This is a genomic window from Pseudomonas sp. GW821-FHT01A09, assembly GCF_058986725.1.
The window spans coordinates 87,572-101,650 of sequence record NZ_JBYSWB010000008.1 but is presented as its reverse complement, the minus strand read 5'-3'; the positions used below and the strand labels follow the sequence as shown (position 1 = coordinate 101,650).

Annotated in this window: 12 protein-coding genes; 8 read left to right on the top strand and 4 right to left on the bottom strand. The window is 63.8% G+C overall.

Annotated elements, in window-relative coordinates:
• Window positions 1–10: 10 nt before the first annotated feature.
• The 4 genes from AC3WJP_RS11775 to rsd all read left to right on the top strand — a co-directional run bounded on the left by AC3WJP_RS11775 (window position 11) and on the right by rsd (window position 3,733).
• Complete coding sequence (locus tag AC3WJP_RS11775; RefSeq protein WP_493721508.1) at window positions 11–1,120, top strand: uroporphyrinogen-III C-methyltransferase; 1,110 nt, start codon at window positions 11–13, stop codon at window positions 1,118–1,120.
• Window positions 1,117–2,358: a heme biosynthesis HemY N-terminal domain-containing protein gene (locus AC3WJP_RS11770; RefSeq protein WP_493721509.1), complete on the top strand. Its 1,242-nt coding sequence runs from the start codon at window positions 1,117–1,119 to the stop codon at window positions 2,356–2,358. Before AC3WJP_RS11775 ends, AC3WJP_RS11770 begins: the two co-directional genes overlap by 4 nt.
• A gap of 205 nt (window positions 2,359–2,563) precedes the next feature.
• Window positions 2,564–3,052, top strand: a complete 489-nt coding sequence (locus tag AC3WJP_RS11765; RefSeq protein ID WP_493721510.1) for a disulfide bond formation protein B — start codon at window positions 2,564–2,566, stop codon at window positions 3,050–3,052.
• Between the two features lie 207 nt (window positions 3,053–3,259).
• Complete coding sequence (gene rsd, locus AC3WJP_RS11760; RefSeq protein ID WP_493721511.1) at window positions 3,260–3,733, top strand: sigma D regulator; 474 nt, start codon at window positions 3,260–3,262, stop codon at window positions 3,731–3,733.
• Window positions 3,734–3,784: 51 nt separating this feature from the next.
• Here rsd and AC3WJP_RS11755 read toward each other — a convergent pair whose 3' ends face one another.
• Complete coding sequence (locus AC3WJP_RS11755; protein WP_493721512.1) at window positions 3,785–4,450, bottom strand: FKBP-type peptidyl-prolyl cis-trans isomerase; 666 nt, start codon at window positions 4,448–4,450, stop codon at window positions 3,785–3,787.
• Window positions 4,451–4,644: 194 nt separating this feature from the next.
• On the opposite strand from AC3WJP_RS11755, the gene AC3WJP_RS11750 reads away from it, so the two are divergent.
• Window positions 4,645–5,880, top strand: a complete 1,236-nt coding sequence (locus tag AC3WJP_RS11750; RefSeq protein ID WP_493721513.1) for an AlgP family protein — start codon at window positions 4,645–4,647, stop codon at window positions 5,878–5,880.
• On the opposite strand, the gene AC3WJP_RS11745 is transcribed toward AC3WJP_RS11750, so the two are convergent.
• Window positions 5,877–6,353, bottom strand: coding sequence for a TIGR02444 family protein (locus AC3WJP_RS11745; RefSeq protein ID WP_493721514.1), 477 nt, complete (start codon window positions 6,351–6,353; stop codon window positions 5,877–5,879). The two genes, AC3WJP_RS11750 and AC3WJP_RS11745, sit on opposite strands and share 4 nt — an antisense overlap.
• A 49-nt stretch (window positions 6,354–6,402) precedes the next feature.
• Between AC3WJP_RS11745 and AC3WJP_RS11740 the strand changes: the two genes are divergently transcribed.
• Both AC3WJP_RS11740 and AC3WJP_RS11735 read left to right on the top strand, forming a co-directional pair.
• Complete coding sequence (locus tag AC3WJP_RS11740; RefSeq protein WP_493721515.1) at window positions 6,403–8,313, top strand: ATP-binding cassette domain-containing protein; 1,911 nt, start codon at window positions 6,403–6,405, stop codon at window positions 8,311–8,313.
• A gap of 93 nt (window positions 8,314–8,406) precedes the next feature.
• Window positions 8,407–9,039 carry a LysE family transporter gene (locus AC3WJP_RS11735; protein ID WP_493721516.1) on the top strand — a complete coding sequence of 211 codons (633 nt, stop codon included), beginning with the start codon at window positions 8,407–8,409 and terminating at the stop codon, window positions 9,037–9,039.
• 139 nt (window positions 9,040–9,178) lie between these two features.
• On the opposite strand, the gene AC3WJP_RS11730 is transcribed toward AC3WJP_RS11735, so the two are convergent.
• Complete coding sequence (locus tag AC3WJP_RS11730; RefSeq protein ID WP_493721602.1) at window positions 9,179–9,763, bottom strand: DedA family protein; 585 nt, start codon at window positions 9,761–9,763, stop codon at window positions 9,179–9,181.
• Window positions 9,764–10,228: 465 nt separating this feature from the next.
• Between AC3WJP_RS11730 and ppk1 the strand changes: the two genes are divergently transcribed.
• Entirely contained in the window at window positions 10,229–12,469 is a 2,241-nt protein-coding gene (ppk1, locus tag AC3WJP_RS11725) for a polyphosphate kinase 1 (RefSeq protein ID WP_493721517.1), read from the top strand.
• A gap of 93 nt (window positions 12,470–12,562) precedes the next feature.
• Here ppk1 and ppx read toward each other — a convergent pair whose 3' ends face one another.
• Window positions 12,563–14,065 (bottom strand): exopolyphosphatase, encoded by a 1,503-nt coding sequence (ppx, locus tag AC3WJP_RS11720; protein ID WP_493721518.1) that lies wholly within the window; start codon window positions 14,063–14,065, stop codon window positions 12,563–12,565.
• Window positions 14,066–14,079 lie beyond the last annotated feature (14 nt).

Sequence of the window (14,079 nt, the reverse complement as noted above, 5' to 3'; positions counted from 1 at the left end):
GGATGGATACGTGAGCGAAACAGTCTTGCCCCAAGAAGCACCTGCGCCCGAGGCGCCACTGACCCCACGCGCTGACAAGCCCGCACGCAGCGGTACGGCGATCGCGGTATTGGCGCTGTTGATTGCCGCCGCAGGTGTGGCGGTCGGTGGCTGGGGCGTCTGGCAGGTGCGCCAGCTTGCGGCCGGCCATCAATCACAATCCGCCCAGCTCGAGACCCTCAGCGCGCAGTCGCAGGCGCTCAAACAAGGCGAGCAGGCACTGGACACGCGCCTCTCGCAGCTGCCGCCGGCGGCCGAGCTGGAAGAGCGGCGACGCCTGGTGGCGCAGTTGCAGGGTGATCAGCAACGCTTGAGCCAGCGCCTTGAAAGCGTGGTCGGCGCCAGCCGCAAAGACTGGCGCCTGGCTGAGGCCGAGCACCTCGTGCGGCTGGCGAGCTTGCGCTTGTCGGCCCTGCAGGACCTCAACAGTGCCCGGGCGCTGGTGCTGGGAGCCGATGAAATTCTCCGTGAGCAGGACGACCCTGCCGCCTTTGCAGCTCGTGAGCAGTTGGCCAAGAGCATGGCCGCGCTGACCAGCGTGCAGCAACCGGACCGCACCGGGTTGTTCCTGCAACTGGGGGCGCTGCGTGATCAGAGTGCGCAACTGTCGGTGCTGGCGCCGCAATTCCAGGCCGCTGCCCAGGCGCCTGCCTTGGATGATGAGAGCGCTGGTTTCGCCCATTGGCGTCAATGGTGGCGGACGATCTCCGGATTCTTCCGTATCGATTTCAGCCCGGATGACAACATCCGACCGCTGCTGGCCGGGCAGAGTCTGCAACAGGTACGCCTGGCGTTGAGCCTGGCGCTGGAGCAGGCGCAATGGGCCGCGCTCAATGGCCAGGGGGCGGTCTATACCCAAGCGCTGGAGCAGGCGCGCGGGGTTGTTGCCAGCGCCTTCAATCAGAACAACACCCAGGCCAGCTCCCTGCTGGCACGGATCGATGAGCTGAAGGCGCAGCCGGTCACTATCGATGTCCCGGACTTGAACCCGAGCCTTGCCGCCTTGCAGGCCTACATGGCCCAGCGACATACCCCGGTCGAAGGCGCCAAGGCCCCAGCCGAGCAGGGGACTGCGCCATGAAGCGCCTGTATGTGACCCTGGTGGTGGCCATTGCTCTGGCCATGGTGCTGGGCCTGGGCGTGTCCCAGAGCCCGGGCTACATTCTGATCGATTACCCCCATGTGTTCCGTTACGAGTCGGGTATCTGGTCGACCCTCGCCGCGCTGCTGGCGTTGTTCCTGGTGCTGTACGTGCTGGGCCTGCTGCTGAGGGCACTGGCGACGTCAACCGGGCTGGTCAATCCATGGTCGCGGCGCAACCGTTCGCGCCGCGTGCAAAGCGCCATCGAACAAGGCCAGTTGGACCTTGCCGAAGGCCGCTGGAGCAGTGCCGAAAAGCATCTGCAGCGGGCCGCCGAAGCCGAGCCGCAGCCGTTGCTGTATTACCTCGGCGCCGCCCGTGCCGCCAACGAACAGGGTCGGCATGCCGAGAGCGATGCCTTGCTCGAACGCGCTTTGCTGCGTCAGCCCCAGGCCGAGCTGGCCATCGCTCTGAGCCATGCCCAGTTGCAGATCGACCGTGGCGACAGCGATGGCGCCCTGCAGACGTTGCAGGCCATGCACGAGCGCCATCCGCGCAATGTGCAGGTGTTGCGACAGTTGCAGCGTCTGCATCAGCAGCGCGGCGAGTGGCCGGCCCTGATTCGCCTGCTGCCCGAATTGCGCAAGGACAAGGCCCTGCCAGTGGCCGAACTGGCCGAGCTGGAGCGCCGAGCCTGGGGCGAGAATCTATCGCTGGCGGCCGTGCAGCCGGGCGCCCGGGAAGAGGGGCTGGCGGCTTTGCATGGCGCCTGGCAGCAGTTGAGCTCGGGTCAGCGTCAGGAGCCGGCGCTGGTGCTGGCCTATGCCGAACAACTGCGCCAGCTGAACGCCCAGGCCGAGGCGGAGGAGGTGCTGCGCCAAGCCCTCAAGCGTCAATACGACAGCCATCTGGCGCGTCTGTACGGGCTGGTGCGCGGTGCCGATGCCGGCAAGCAATTGCAGAGCGCCGAAGGCTGGCTCAAGCAGCACCCGGACGATTCCAGCCTGCTGCTGACGCTCGGTCGCCTGTGCCTGCAGAACCGCCTGTGGGGCAAGGCCCGTGATTATCTGGAGGCCAGCCTGCGTCTGCAGCGCAACCCCGAAGCCTGCGCCGAGCTGGCGCGTCTGCTGGCGCAACTGGGCGACACCCAGGGCAGCAATCAGCTGTTCCAGGAAGGCCTTGGCTTGCTGGATGAGCGCCTGCTGGCCGCCCCACTGCCCGAGCTGGCGCGGGGCTGACCTTGCTGTGAAGCGAGGCGGCTTGCGCCGATTCGGCGTATCGGCCTCGGTGAGGGGGCTGGGATTGCTTTCGGGGGCAAGCCCCCTTGCCGCATTTTCAGGGGCAATCCGATGCTTTTCAGAATTGTCCTAAGAGCACCGTCTTGAAACGCTTGCGACCTTTCCTCTACCGTGGCGGCTTGTCTATTCCGATATCGGGTTTGCCATGATTCTGGCTCGTTCGCGTTCCATGTTCCTGCTGGCGTTTTTCGCCACGGTCTCGATCATGGGCGCCGCGCTGTATCTTGAGTACGAAGTTGGCCTGCAACCCTGTTCCCTGTGCATCGTGCAGCGGGGTTTCGTGGTGGTATTCGGTATGGTCTGCCTGGCCGCCGCATTGCATTTTCCGCGTGCTTTGGGCATGCGTATCTATGCCGCCATCGCCCTGCTCAGCGCATTGCTCGGTGGCCTGGCCGCGACGCGCCAGTTGTGGCTGCAGGAGCACGCCGATGCGCCGGCGGTGACCTGCCACCCGGGTCTGTGGCAGATGCTGCATCACGCGCCGTTGCTGCAAACCTTGAAGGTCCTGGTGCTGGGGACGCCCGATTGTGGCTCCGTCAACTGGTCACTCCTGGGCTTGAGCCTTCCCGAGTGGAGCCTGCTGGGTTTTACTGGCCTGGCGGCGTTCGCGGTCATTCAGATACTCCATCGCTGAAGCGCCGGATGACGGGCGTGGCGACGGGTCGATGGATAAAACGCTTGTATGAACTTAGTCGCATGCGTACCTTGAAGCCACCGCCGTGCGGGCATAATCTCCCCACACGCGCCCAAGAAATCAGGCTGTCGAGTGCTGCCTCTTGCGCCGGGCTTTCGGCCCCATGGTCGCATCGAACGGGCAGCACCTCCCAAGGGAAAAATCATCATGTTGGAAAGTTGCAAGAATGCTCAGGAACGCTGGGGCGGGGTTCATTTGCTCATCGACCGTTGGTTGACGGAGCGTGAGGAGCTGGTCAGCTCTTACCGTGATTTGCAAGCCAAACCCGATACCCTCGGGGCGGATCACCAGGTACTGCAGAGGTTCTGCGAAGCGCTGGTCGATTACTGTTCGGCCGGGCATTTCGAGGTCTACGAGCAACTCAACAGCGAGGCCAAGGCATTCGGTGACGAGCGCGGCCTTGAATTGGCAGATCAATACTATCCACGTATCAACGCAATCACCGAGAAGGCCATGGCCTTCAACGATCACTGCGATAACGGCGACTGGTCCCATGCCGATGAGGTCGCTGCCGAACTCAAGGCGCTGGGCGCCTTGCTGCACGAGCGTTTCGAGCTTGAAGACTGCCTGATCGAGGTGCTCCACACCTCGCACAAGGATGCTGTCTCGGTCCCGCAGTAAGCTGCTGGCGGTGGGGGGTGATGCCCCCTGCGCGCCAGGTCATTTCAGCATTCAGTCGCCAACGCCCAGCAGTTCGACCTCGAACGTCAGCGGGGTATAGGGCGCGATCACATCGCCCGCACCCTGCGCCCCATAGGCCAGCGCCGACGGTATCACCAGCCGCCACTTGGCCCCCACCGGCATTCCCTCCATCCCATCGCGCCATCCTTCGATCACGCTGTCGAGTCGGAACCACTGTGGTTGCGAATTCTCGTCGAACACGCTGCCGTCCGGCAGCATGCCTTTGTAGGTGACCTGCACCCGCCCGCTGGCTTTGGCGAGGTTGCCGGTGCCGGCCTTGAGCTCGGTGATCAGGATGCCGTTGGGCAGCGACCGGACACCGGGTCTGGCTTTTTCGGTCGTCAGAAAATCGCGCTCGGCACTTAGGGCTTTTTCGCTTTGCGGTTGCGCGCCGCTGGCGGCGACCTGGGCGTCGTGCTCGGTGAGGATCTGCTCGATGCGCTCGTCGCTCAGTGCCAGTGGCTCGCCTTTGTAGGCCTGGCGCAGGCCCTCGATCAGGGCGTCCAGTTGCAGCCCGGGCACCTCGTCATGCAAGCGTGTGCCGAGGCTGGCGCCGAGGCTGTAACCGAGGTCGTGGGGGCTGGTGGTCGGCGCTGGCTCGGCAGCGTGAGCCAGGGTGGTGAACAGGCATAGCGGTAACCACATCCGGTGTTGCATGGGCACTCTCCACGTACGAATAGCGTGATTATGCCAGTGCTCGACAGCCCTGCGCAGATGCTCTGCGAAACATCGCCGCGAGCACTGCCTCGCGCTTATGCAACGTAGCGCCGGATGTGCTGTCAAGATGCCCTAGCGGCTGTGGCTTGAGAGGGCTAGTATGGGCCGCATTCACGTCAGCCAGGAGGTAAACCATGTCGGCCAGTAAGAAGCCTGTAAATACTCCATTGCATTTGCTCCAACAGCTGTCGGGCAGCCTGCTCGAGCATTTGGAAAGTGCCTGCTCCCAGGCACTGGCTGATGCCGAAAAGCTGCTTGCCAAGTTGGAAAAGCAACGCGGAAAGGCTCAAGAAAAACTCCACAAATCCCGCACCAAATTGCAGGACGCTGCCACTGCCGGTAAAGCCAAGGCGCAGACCAAGGCCAAAGGCGCTGCCGCCGAGCTCGAGAAACTGCTGGACGCATTGCAGGCTCGCCAAGCGGAAACCCGTCACTACATCGTGCAGCTCAAGCGCGATGCTCAGGAAAGCCTGAAACTCGCTCAAGGCGTGGGCAAGGTCAAGGAAGCCGCCAGCAAAGCATTGGCCAGTCGCCCAGCCACCAAGCCAGGCAAGGTGACCAAGCCCGCTACTGACAAGACTGCCGCCAAGCCTGCAGCCGGCAAAGCTGTGACCAAGGCACCTGCCAAGGCCGTTGCGGCCAAGCCAGCGGCAAAAGCTGCCGCTGCCAAACCGGTTGCCAAGGCTGCCGCGAGCAAGGCTGCTGCCAAGCCAGCTGCCGCAAAACCTGCCGTCAAAGCCGCCGCTTCGTCCGCCAAGCCAGCTGCCAAGCCGACCGTCGCCAAGGCCGCCAGTGCAGCCAAGCCGGCCGCAAAAGCCAAGCCGACTGCTGCCAAACCAGCTGCCGCTGCGAAACCAACTGCCGCTGCTAAATCGACTGCTGCTGCGAAACCCGCTACCGCTGCTAAATCGACTGCCGCTGCGAAACCCGCTGCCGCCGCCAAATCGACTGCCGCTGCGAAACCCGCTGCCGCTGCCAAATCGACTGCCGCTGCGAAACCCGCTGCCGCCGTCAAATCGACTGCCGCTGCGAAACCCGCTGCCGCCGCTAAATCGACTGCTGCTGCGAAACCCGCTGCCGCCGCCAAATCGACTACCGCTGCGAAACCCGCTGCCGCCGCCAAATCGACTGCCGCCGCAAAACCCGCCGCTGCCGCCAAGCCAACCGTCGCCGCCAAGCCAGCACGCAAGCCGCCAGTGAAAAAGCCTGCTGCCGCCAAACCGGTCGCCAAGGCCGCTACGCCAACTCCAGCACCTGCGGCAGCCAGCAAGCCGGAATCGGCACCTGCCAACCCCGCACCGACCGCTGCATCGACGCCAGTCACCGCACCGGCAACCAACGGCACCGCTACACCGTCGAGCGCTTCCTAAGCGTCGGGCACTGCGGCGCGCAGCCGATCCAGCGCGCCGTGGTCGCTCATCTTCCTCGCCGGGATGTTCGGTTCCGGTAGCAAGGCTTCCAGCCACAGTGATGGCCGCTCGGTCGCCGACCAGTCTGCGCAGACCCGCGCCAGCCGCTGCAGCAGTGACTTCTCCGCTTGCAACTCCAGTCCTTTCACGGCCTCGCGCAACTGCGCCAGCTCGCTATCCTGCTGCGCCGCCTCGCGCCATTGCCGACGCAGGCTGCGCAAGGGCTCGACCACGCTGGCGGACCACGGCGCTGCCGCTGATGCCAGCACCGTCAGGCGCTCAGGCGTGCAGGCCACCGAGCGACGCTCCAGCCAGGCCCCACAGAGCAACAGGCAGACGTTGGCGCCAAGCTCATCCTGCAACATCAGGCAATCCTCGGCCACGCCGGGGTTTCGATAAAGCGAGACCGCGAAGGTCCATAGATCAGCTTGCATAGAGTGCCCGCGCCAGTTGCCGACGAAGCTGGTAGACTTCGCCGCCATTATGATCCGAATTCAGAACCTCACTTTACAGCGTGGCCCGCAACGTCTGCTAGAAGACGCCGAGCTGACCCTGCACGCCGGCCACAAAGCCGGTCTGATCGGTGCCAATGGCGCCGGCAAATCCACCTTGTTCGCCCTGTTGCGCGGCGAGTTGACGCCCGATGGCGGCAGCTGCGACCTGCCGGCCGACTGGCGGATCGCGCACATGCGCCAGGAAATCGAAACCCTGGACCGCATCGCCGTCGACTATGTGCTCGACGGCGACCTGTACCTGCGTCAGGTACAGCGTGATCTGCTGGCGGCCGAAAGCGCTCAGGACGGCAGCGCTTTGGCGCGTCTGCATGCCGAGCTCGACAGCGCCGACGGCTACACGGCCGATGCCCGCGCGCGCAAGCTGCTGGCTGGCCTGGGCTTCAGCAACGAGCAGATGGACCGTCGCGTCGGCGACTTCTCCGGTGGCTGGCGCATGCGCCTGAACCTGGCCCAGGCACTGATGTGCCCGTCCGACCTGCTGCTGCTCGACGAACCCACCAACCACCTGGATCTCGATGCGATCCTGTGGCTCGAGGACTGGCTCAAGAGTTATCCCGGCACCTTGCTGCTGATTTCCCACGACCGGGATTTCCTCGATGCCGTGGTCGATCACATCGCCCATATCGAACAGTGCAAGATCACCGTCTACCGTGGCGGTTACTCGGCCTTCGAGCGTGCCCGTGCCGAGCGTCTGGCCCAGCAGCAACAGGCCTACGACAAGCAGCAGGCGCAGCGCGCGCACATGGAAAAATACATCGCCCGCTTCAAGGCTCAGGCCACCAAGGCGCGGCAGGCCCAGAGCCGGATCAAGGCGCTGGAGCGGATGGAAGAACTGTCGGCGGCGCATGTGGATTCGCCGTTCGATTTCGTCTTCCGCGAGTCGCAGAAAATCTCCAGCCCGCTGCTGGACCTGTCCGAAGGCCGCCTCGGCTATGGCGACAAGACCATCCTCGAGAAGGTCAAGTTGCAGCTCACGCCGGGTGCGCGCATCGGCCTGCTAGGCCCCAACGGCGCGGGCAAGTCGACGCTGATCAAGAACCTCGCCGGTGAGCTGGAGCCGCTTGGCGGCCGCCTGGTGCGCGGCGAGAACCTCACCGTGGGTTACTTTGCCCAGCACCAGTTGGACTCGCTGGACAGCAAGGCCAGCCCCTTGCTGCACCTGCAACGCCTGGCGCCCAGCGAGCGCGAACAGACGCTGCGCGATTTCCTCGGCGGTTTTGACTTCCGTGGCCCGCGCACCGACGAGCCGGTGCTGAACTTCTCCGGTGGCGAAAAAGCCCGTCTGGCTCTGGCGTTGATTGCCTGGGAGCGACCGAACCTGCTGCTGCTCGACGAACCGACCAACCACCTGGATCTGGAAATGCGCCTGGCCTTGACCATGGCGCTGCAGGAATTCAGCGGCGCGGTGCTGGTGGTCTCGCACGATCGGCACCTGCTCAAGAGCACCACCGATGACTTCCTGCTGGTAGCCGATGGCAAGGTCGAAACCTTCGACGGCGATCTGGACGACTACGCGCGCTGGCTGGTGGATTACCGCCAGCGCAATGCGCCGACCAGCAACACGCCGGCCAACGCCGACAAGACCGACAAGAAGGCCCAGCGTCAGGCCGCCGCCGCGTTGCGTCAGCAATTGGCCCCGCACAAGCGTCAGGCCGACAAGCTGGAGCAGGAGCTCGGCACAGTGCACGAGCAGCTGGCCAGGATCGACGCGCGCCTGGGCGATTCCGAGGTCTACGAGGCCGGGCAGAAAGACGAGCTGCGCGATCTGCTGGCGCGTCAGGCCAAACTCAAGGTCCGCGAAGGCGAGCTGGAAGAAGCCTGGATGGAAGCCCTGGAGTTGCTGGAGAGCATGCAGGCGCAGCTCGAAGCGCTGTCCTGACGGGCAGTCGACAACAGCCCCAACCTCGATTAACGTCCTCTTGTAGCAAGGGGGCTTGCCCCCGAAAAGCCCAATCCATAGCTGAGGCATATCATGACACTACAAGTCTGGCTGGCATTCTTCGCTGCGTGCTGGGTCATCAGCCTGTCGCCGGGCGCTGGGGCAATCGCCTCGATGTCGAGTGGGCTGCAGCACGGTTTCTGGCGCGGCTACTGGAACACCCTGGGGCTGCAGCTTGGATTGATCGCCCAGATCGCGATCATCGCCGCCGGCGTCGGCGCCGTGCTGGCCGCCTCGGCCACCGCCTTTACCCTGATCAAGTGGTTCGGCGTGCTCTATCTGTTGTATCTGGCCGTCAAGCAGTGGCGGGCGTTGCCCCATGATCTGAGCGCCGATGCCTCGGTCAAGGCGACGGGCAAGCCGCTGGCACTGATCGGCCGCGGTTTCCTGGTCAACATCAGCAACCCCAAGGCGCTGGTGTTCATGTTGGCGATCCTGCCGCAATTCATCGATCCCCATGCGCCGCTGCTGGCGCAGTACCTGACCATCGGCGTGACCATGGTGGCGGTGGATTCGGTGGTGATGGCGGGCTATACCGGCTTGGCATCCAAAGTGTTGCGTTTGCTGCGCACGCCTCGCCAGCAGCAACGCATGAACCGCACCTTCGCGGGGCTGTTCGTGGCGGCGGCGACCTTTCTGGCGACGCTGCGGCGGGTGGCGGTGTAGTCCGGCTGGATGGCGAGGAAGGCTGTATCGGCCCCTTCGCGGGCAAGCCTCGCTCCCACTGCCGATCTGAGCCGTACGCCAGTGGGAGCACAGCGTGCTGGCGAAGGGGCCTGTAGCGGCGCCGCAGTACTCGGGCTGGCTACTCGGCCTTCTCTGCCGCCTTGCGTGCCACCCGAGCGGCCTTGAAGCGACGGCTTATCCACAGCAGCACGCCCAGCAGAATCAGCCCGCCGAGCACCCACAGTTCGTATTTCTTGACGTTGCCCAGGATGCCTTCGAGCAGCGCGCCGAAATGGTAGGCGGCCAACCCCAGGGCGGCGGACCAGATCAGCGCCCCCAGGCCATTGAGCAGCAGATAACGCCGCGGCGGATAACCGGACAGGCCGATGGCTACCGGCATCACGGTGCGCAGTCCATAGACGAAACGGAACCCCAGCACCCACAGATCGGGGTGGCGGCGGATATGATCCAGCGCACGGTCGCCCATGGTCTGCCAGCGTGGTTTGCGCGCCAGCAGCTTGCGGCCATGGCGCCTGCCGAGGAAATACCACAGTTGATCACCGGCATAGCTGCCGAGGAAGGCAACCAGCATGACCATCTTGATGTCCATGTATCCACGGAAAGCCAGAAACCCGGCGAGCACCAATACGGTTTCGCCTTCGAAGAAGGTCCCGAGGAACAGTGCGAGGTAGCCGAACTCTTGCAGGAAATGTTGGAGCATTATCTGGATGCTGGCGAAATGAACGCGCAGCCTAACCCTTCAGAACGATTCGGGAAAGTGTCCAAATGTGTCTTGACGTTAACAAGTCCTACAACCGCTATGGCAAACGTCCTACAAACAGGGGTGACTTGCGGCTGTAACCAGACCGTCACATTGACGGCCTATAACATTTACGCCGGCCCGCCCGAGCAGGGGTTTCGCTGTCCGAGGCTCTAGCTGGCGGTGCGCTCGGGTCTCGATCTCCAGCCGCCTCGGCCGCCGCGATAGTCGCTCGCGCCGTTGCACGAACAACCGGCGCCACTATCAGGCAGCCGACGGCTGGCATCGCCGCCAGCTGTTACACGGAGGGTGTTATCCTTTGACCCTCACTGCATTCATATCGCGCAAGCGTAGACAGCCTCTTCATCTTTTCTTCTGTCCGCGCCGCTCAACTGACACGAGGGCAATGATGCCCTCCGGGAATGCCCAATGAACAACGAAACACTCACCGAGACCGCCATGAAAGACGCCCAGCCGATCACCACGGCCGAGGTCCATGAGGTTCCTGTCGAGCACCCAGAGGCTGCAACGCCCCCTATGGACGTCCCCGTTCCGATTCCCGCGCCGCCACCGCCCCCCGTCATCACGACTCCCGGCCTCGACGACAGCAGCCTGTACATTCATCGCGAATTGTCCCAGCTGCAATTCAATATCCGCGTGCTCGAGCAGGCGCTGGATGAGTCCTATCCGCTGCTGGAACGCCTCAAGTTTCTGCTGATCTTCTCCAGCAACCTCGACGAGTTCTTCGAGATCCGCGTGGCCGGTTTGAAGAAGCAGATCACCTTCGCCCGCGAACAGGCCGGTGCCGATGGCCTGCAGCCGCATCAGGCGTTGGCGCGCATCAGTGAGCTGGTGCACGGGCATGTCGATCGCCAGTACGCGATCCTCAACGATATCCTGCTGCCGGAGCTGGAAAAGCATCAGGTGCGCTTTATCCGTCGTCGCCACTGGAATGCCAAGATCAAGGCCTGGGTGCGCCGTTATTTCCGTGACGAGATCGCGCCGATCATCACCCCGATCGGCCTCGACCCGACGCACCCGTTCCCGCTGCTGGTGAACAAGAGCCTGAACTTCATCGTCGAACTCGAAGGCATCGACGCCTTCGGCCGCGATTCCGGGCTGGCGATCATTCCGGCGCCGCGGTTGCTGCCACGGGTGATCAAGGTGCCGGAAGATGTCGGTGGGCCGGGGGACAACTTCGTTTTTCTGTCCTCGATGATCCACGCCCACGCCGACGATCTGTTCCAGGGCATGAAGGTCAAGGGCTGCTATCAGTTCCGCCTGACCCGCAACGCCGACCTGGCGGTGGATACCGAGGACGTCGAAGACCTGGCTCGCGCCCTGCGCGGCGAGCTGTTCTCCCGGCGGTATGGCGATGCCGTGCGCCTGGAAGTGGCGGACACCTGCCCCAAACAGCTTTCGGACTACCTGCTCAAGCAGTTCAGTCTGGCCGAAAGCGAGCTGTATCAGGTCAATGGTCCGGTCAACCTCACGCGGCTGTTCAGCATCACCGGCCTCGACAGCCACCCGGAGCTGCAATACAAGCCGTTCACGCCGGCGATCCCCAAGCTGCTGCAAAACAGCGAGAACATCTTCAGCGTGATCAGCAAGCAGGACATCCTCTTGCTGCACCCGTTCGAGTCCTTCACGCCGGTGGTCGACCTGCTGCGCCAGGCCGCCAAGGACCCTCACGTGCTGGCCGTGCGTCAGACGCTGTACCGCAGCGGCGCCAACTCCGAGATTGTCGACGCCCTGGTCGATGCCGCGCGCAACGGCAAGGAAGTGACCGCGGTGATCGAGCTGCGGGCACGCTTCGATGAAGAATCCAACCTGCAGATGGCCAGCCGCCTGCAGGCCGCCGGTGCGGTGGTGATCTACGGCGTGGTCGGTTACAAGACCCACGCCAAGATGATGCTCATCCTGCGCCGCGAGGGCAGCGAGATCGTCCGTTATGCGCACATGGGTACCGGCAACTACCACGCCGGCAACGCTCGCCTGTACACCGACTACAGCCTGCTGACATCGGACGACGCGCTGTGCGAAGACGTCGGCAAGCTGTTCAGTCAGTTGATCGGTATGGGCAAGACCCTGCGCATGAAAAAACTCCTGCACGCGCCTTTCACCTTGAAGAAAGGCATGCTCGACATGATTGCCCGGGAGACCCAGTTCGCGCTGGAAGGCAAACCCGCGCACATCATCGCCAAGTTCAACTCGCTGACCGATCCGAAGATCATCCGCGCGCTGTACAAGGCCAGCCAGTCGGGGGTGAAGATCGATCTGGTGGTGCGCGGCATGTGCTGCCTGCGTCCGGGGATCGTCGGGGTGTCGCACAACATTCATGTGCGCTCGATCATCGGCCGCTTCCTGGAGCACACGCGGGTGTTCTACTTCCTTAACGGCGGCGAAGAGCAAATGTTCCTGTCGAGTGCCGACTGGATGGAGCGCAACCTCGACAAACGCGTCGAGACTTGCTTCCCGGTAGAGGGCCGCAAGCTGATCGTGCGGGTCAAGAAGGAGCTCGAAGCCTACCTGACCGACAATACCCATTCGTGGATCCTACAGGCCGACGGCAGCTACCTGCGCAGCACGCCGACCGGCAACCAGAATGCCCGCAGTGCCCAGGACACCCTGCTTGAACGCCTGAGCAATCCGATCCTGCCGGTGCGCTGACGCGCTCCATGTAGCGGGGGGGCTTGCCCCCGATTCGCGGTGGCTCGGATGCACCGGATCGGGGGCAAGCCCCCCCGCTACAGCGTTAGGGTTTCAGCGGACGTTGAGGACGATCCCGACCCTCGCCAGCCACTGAGCTTCCTGCTCGAAATCGGCCTGGGTCAGCTGGTTGTTTTCCAGCCAGCCATCCGGGAACACCACATCCAGATGATTGCCCGCGGCCTGCAGCACGACCTGAGGCATTTCCTGAGTGCCACGGATGTGGTGGAACAGGATCGCGAAGCGCAGCAGCACGCACAGACGGATCAGTTTTTCGCCGTTGTCGCCGAATTCGGCGAACTTGTCCTTGGGGATATTGCGGCGATGGCCACGCACCAGCAGCGCGAGCATTTGCTGGTCTTCACGGGAGAAGCCTGACAGGTCCGAGTGCTCGATCAGATAGGCGCCGTGCTTGTGGTAGTGATAATGGGCGATGTCGAGGCCGATTTCATGGACCTTGGCGGCCCAGGTCAGCAGGTCTCGCCACATCTCGTCATCCAGGTCCCAGGCCGTAGCGACTTGCTCCAGCGCGTGCAGGGCCTTGCGTTCGACGCGGGCGGCTTGCTCCAGGTCGACATGGTAGCGGTCCATCAGCGAGCTGAGGGTGCGCTCACGCACGTCTTCGTGATGATGGCGGCCCAGTAGATCGTAGAGCACGCCTTCGCGCAGGGCACCTTCACAGTGATCCATGCGCTGCAGGCTCAAGGCGTCGAAGATCGCTTCGAGGATGGCCAGGCCGGCCGGGAAGATCGAGCGGCGATCGGGCTTGATGCCGTCGAAGTCGATCTTGTCGACGTCACCCAGCTTGAACAACTTGCGCTTGAGCCACGCCAGGCCCTCGGCATTGACCTCGCCCGAACCCTGACCGTTGGCCTTGAGCGCCAGGCCGATGGCACGCACAGTGCCCGAAGAGCCGATGGCCTCGTCCCAGCCGATGCGGTGCAGGGCGTTTTCGATGCCCATGATCTCCAGCCGCGCCGCGGTGTACGCCTGAGCGTAACGGGCCGGGGTGATCTTGCCGTCCTTGAAGTAGCGCTGGGTAAAGCTGACGCAGCCCATCTGCAGGCTCTCGCGCAGCTGCGGCTCGAAACGCTGGCCAATGATGAATTCGGTACTGCCGCCGCCGATGTCGGCCACCAGGCGCTTGCCCGGGGTGTCGGCAAGGGTGTGGGAGACGCCCAGATAGATCAGGCGGGCTTCTTCGCGGCCGGAGATGACTTCCACCGGATGACCGAGAATGCCTTCGGCGCGGCGGATGAACTCGCCGCGGTTGCGCGCTTCACGCAGGGCATTGGTGCCGACGATACGCACGGCGCCCAGGGGCAGGCCGTTGATCAGTTGGGCGAAACGCTTCAGGCAGTCAAGGCCGCGCTGCATCGATTCTTCGCTGAGCTGACGCTCGTCGTCGATGCCGGCAGCCAGTTGGACCTTTTCGCCAAGGCGCTCGAGGATGCGGATTTCGCCGGAGTCCGCCTTGGCCACCACCATGTGAAAGCTGTTGGAGCCCAGGTCGATGGCGGCGATCAAGGACAGGTTCGTGGCTTTGCTGTGCGGCATGGTCGGAAAGTCTC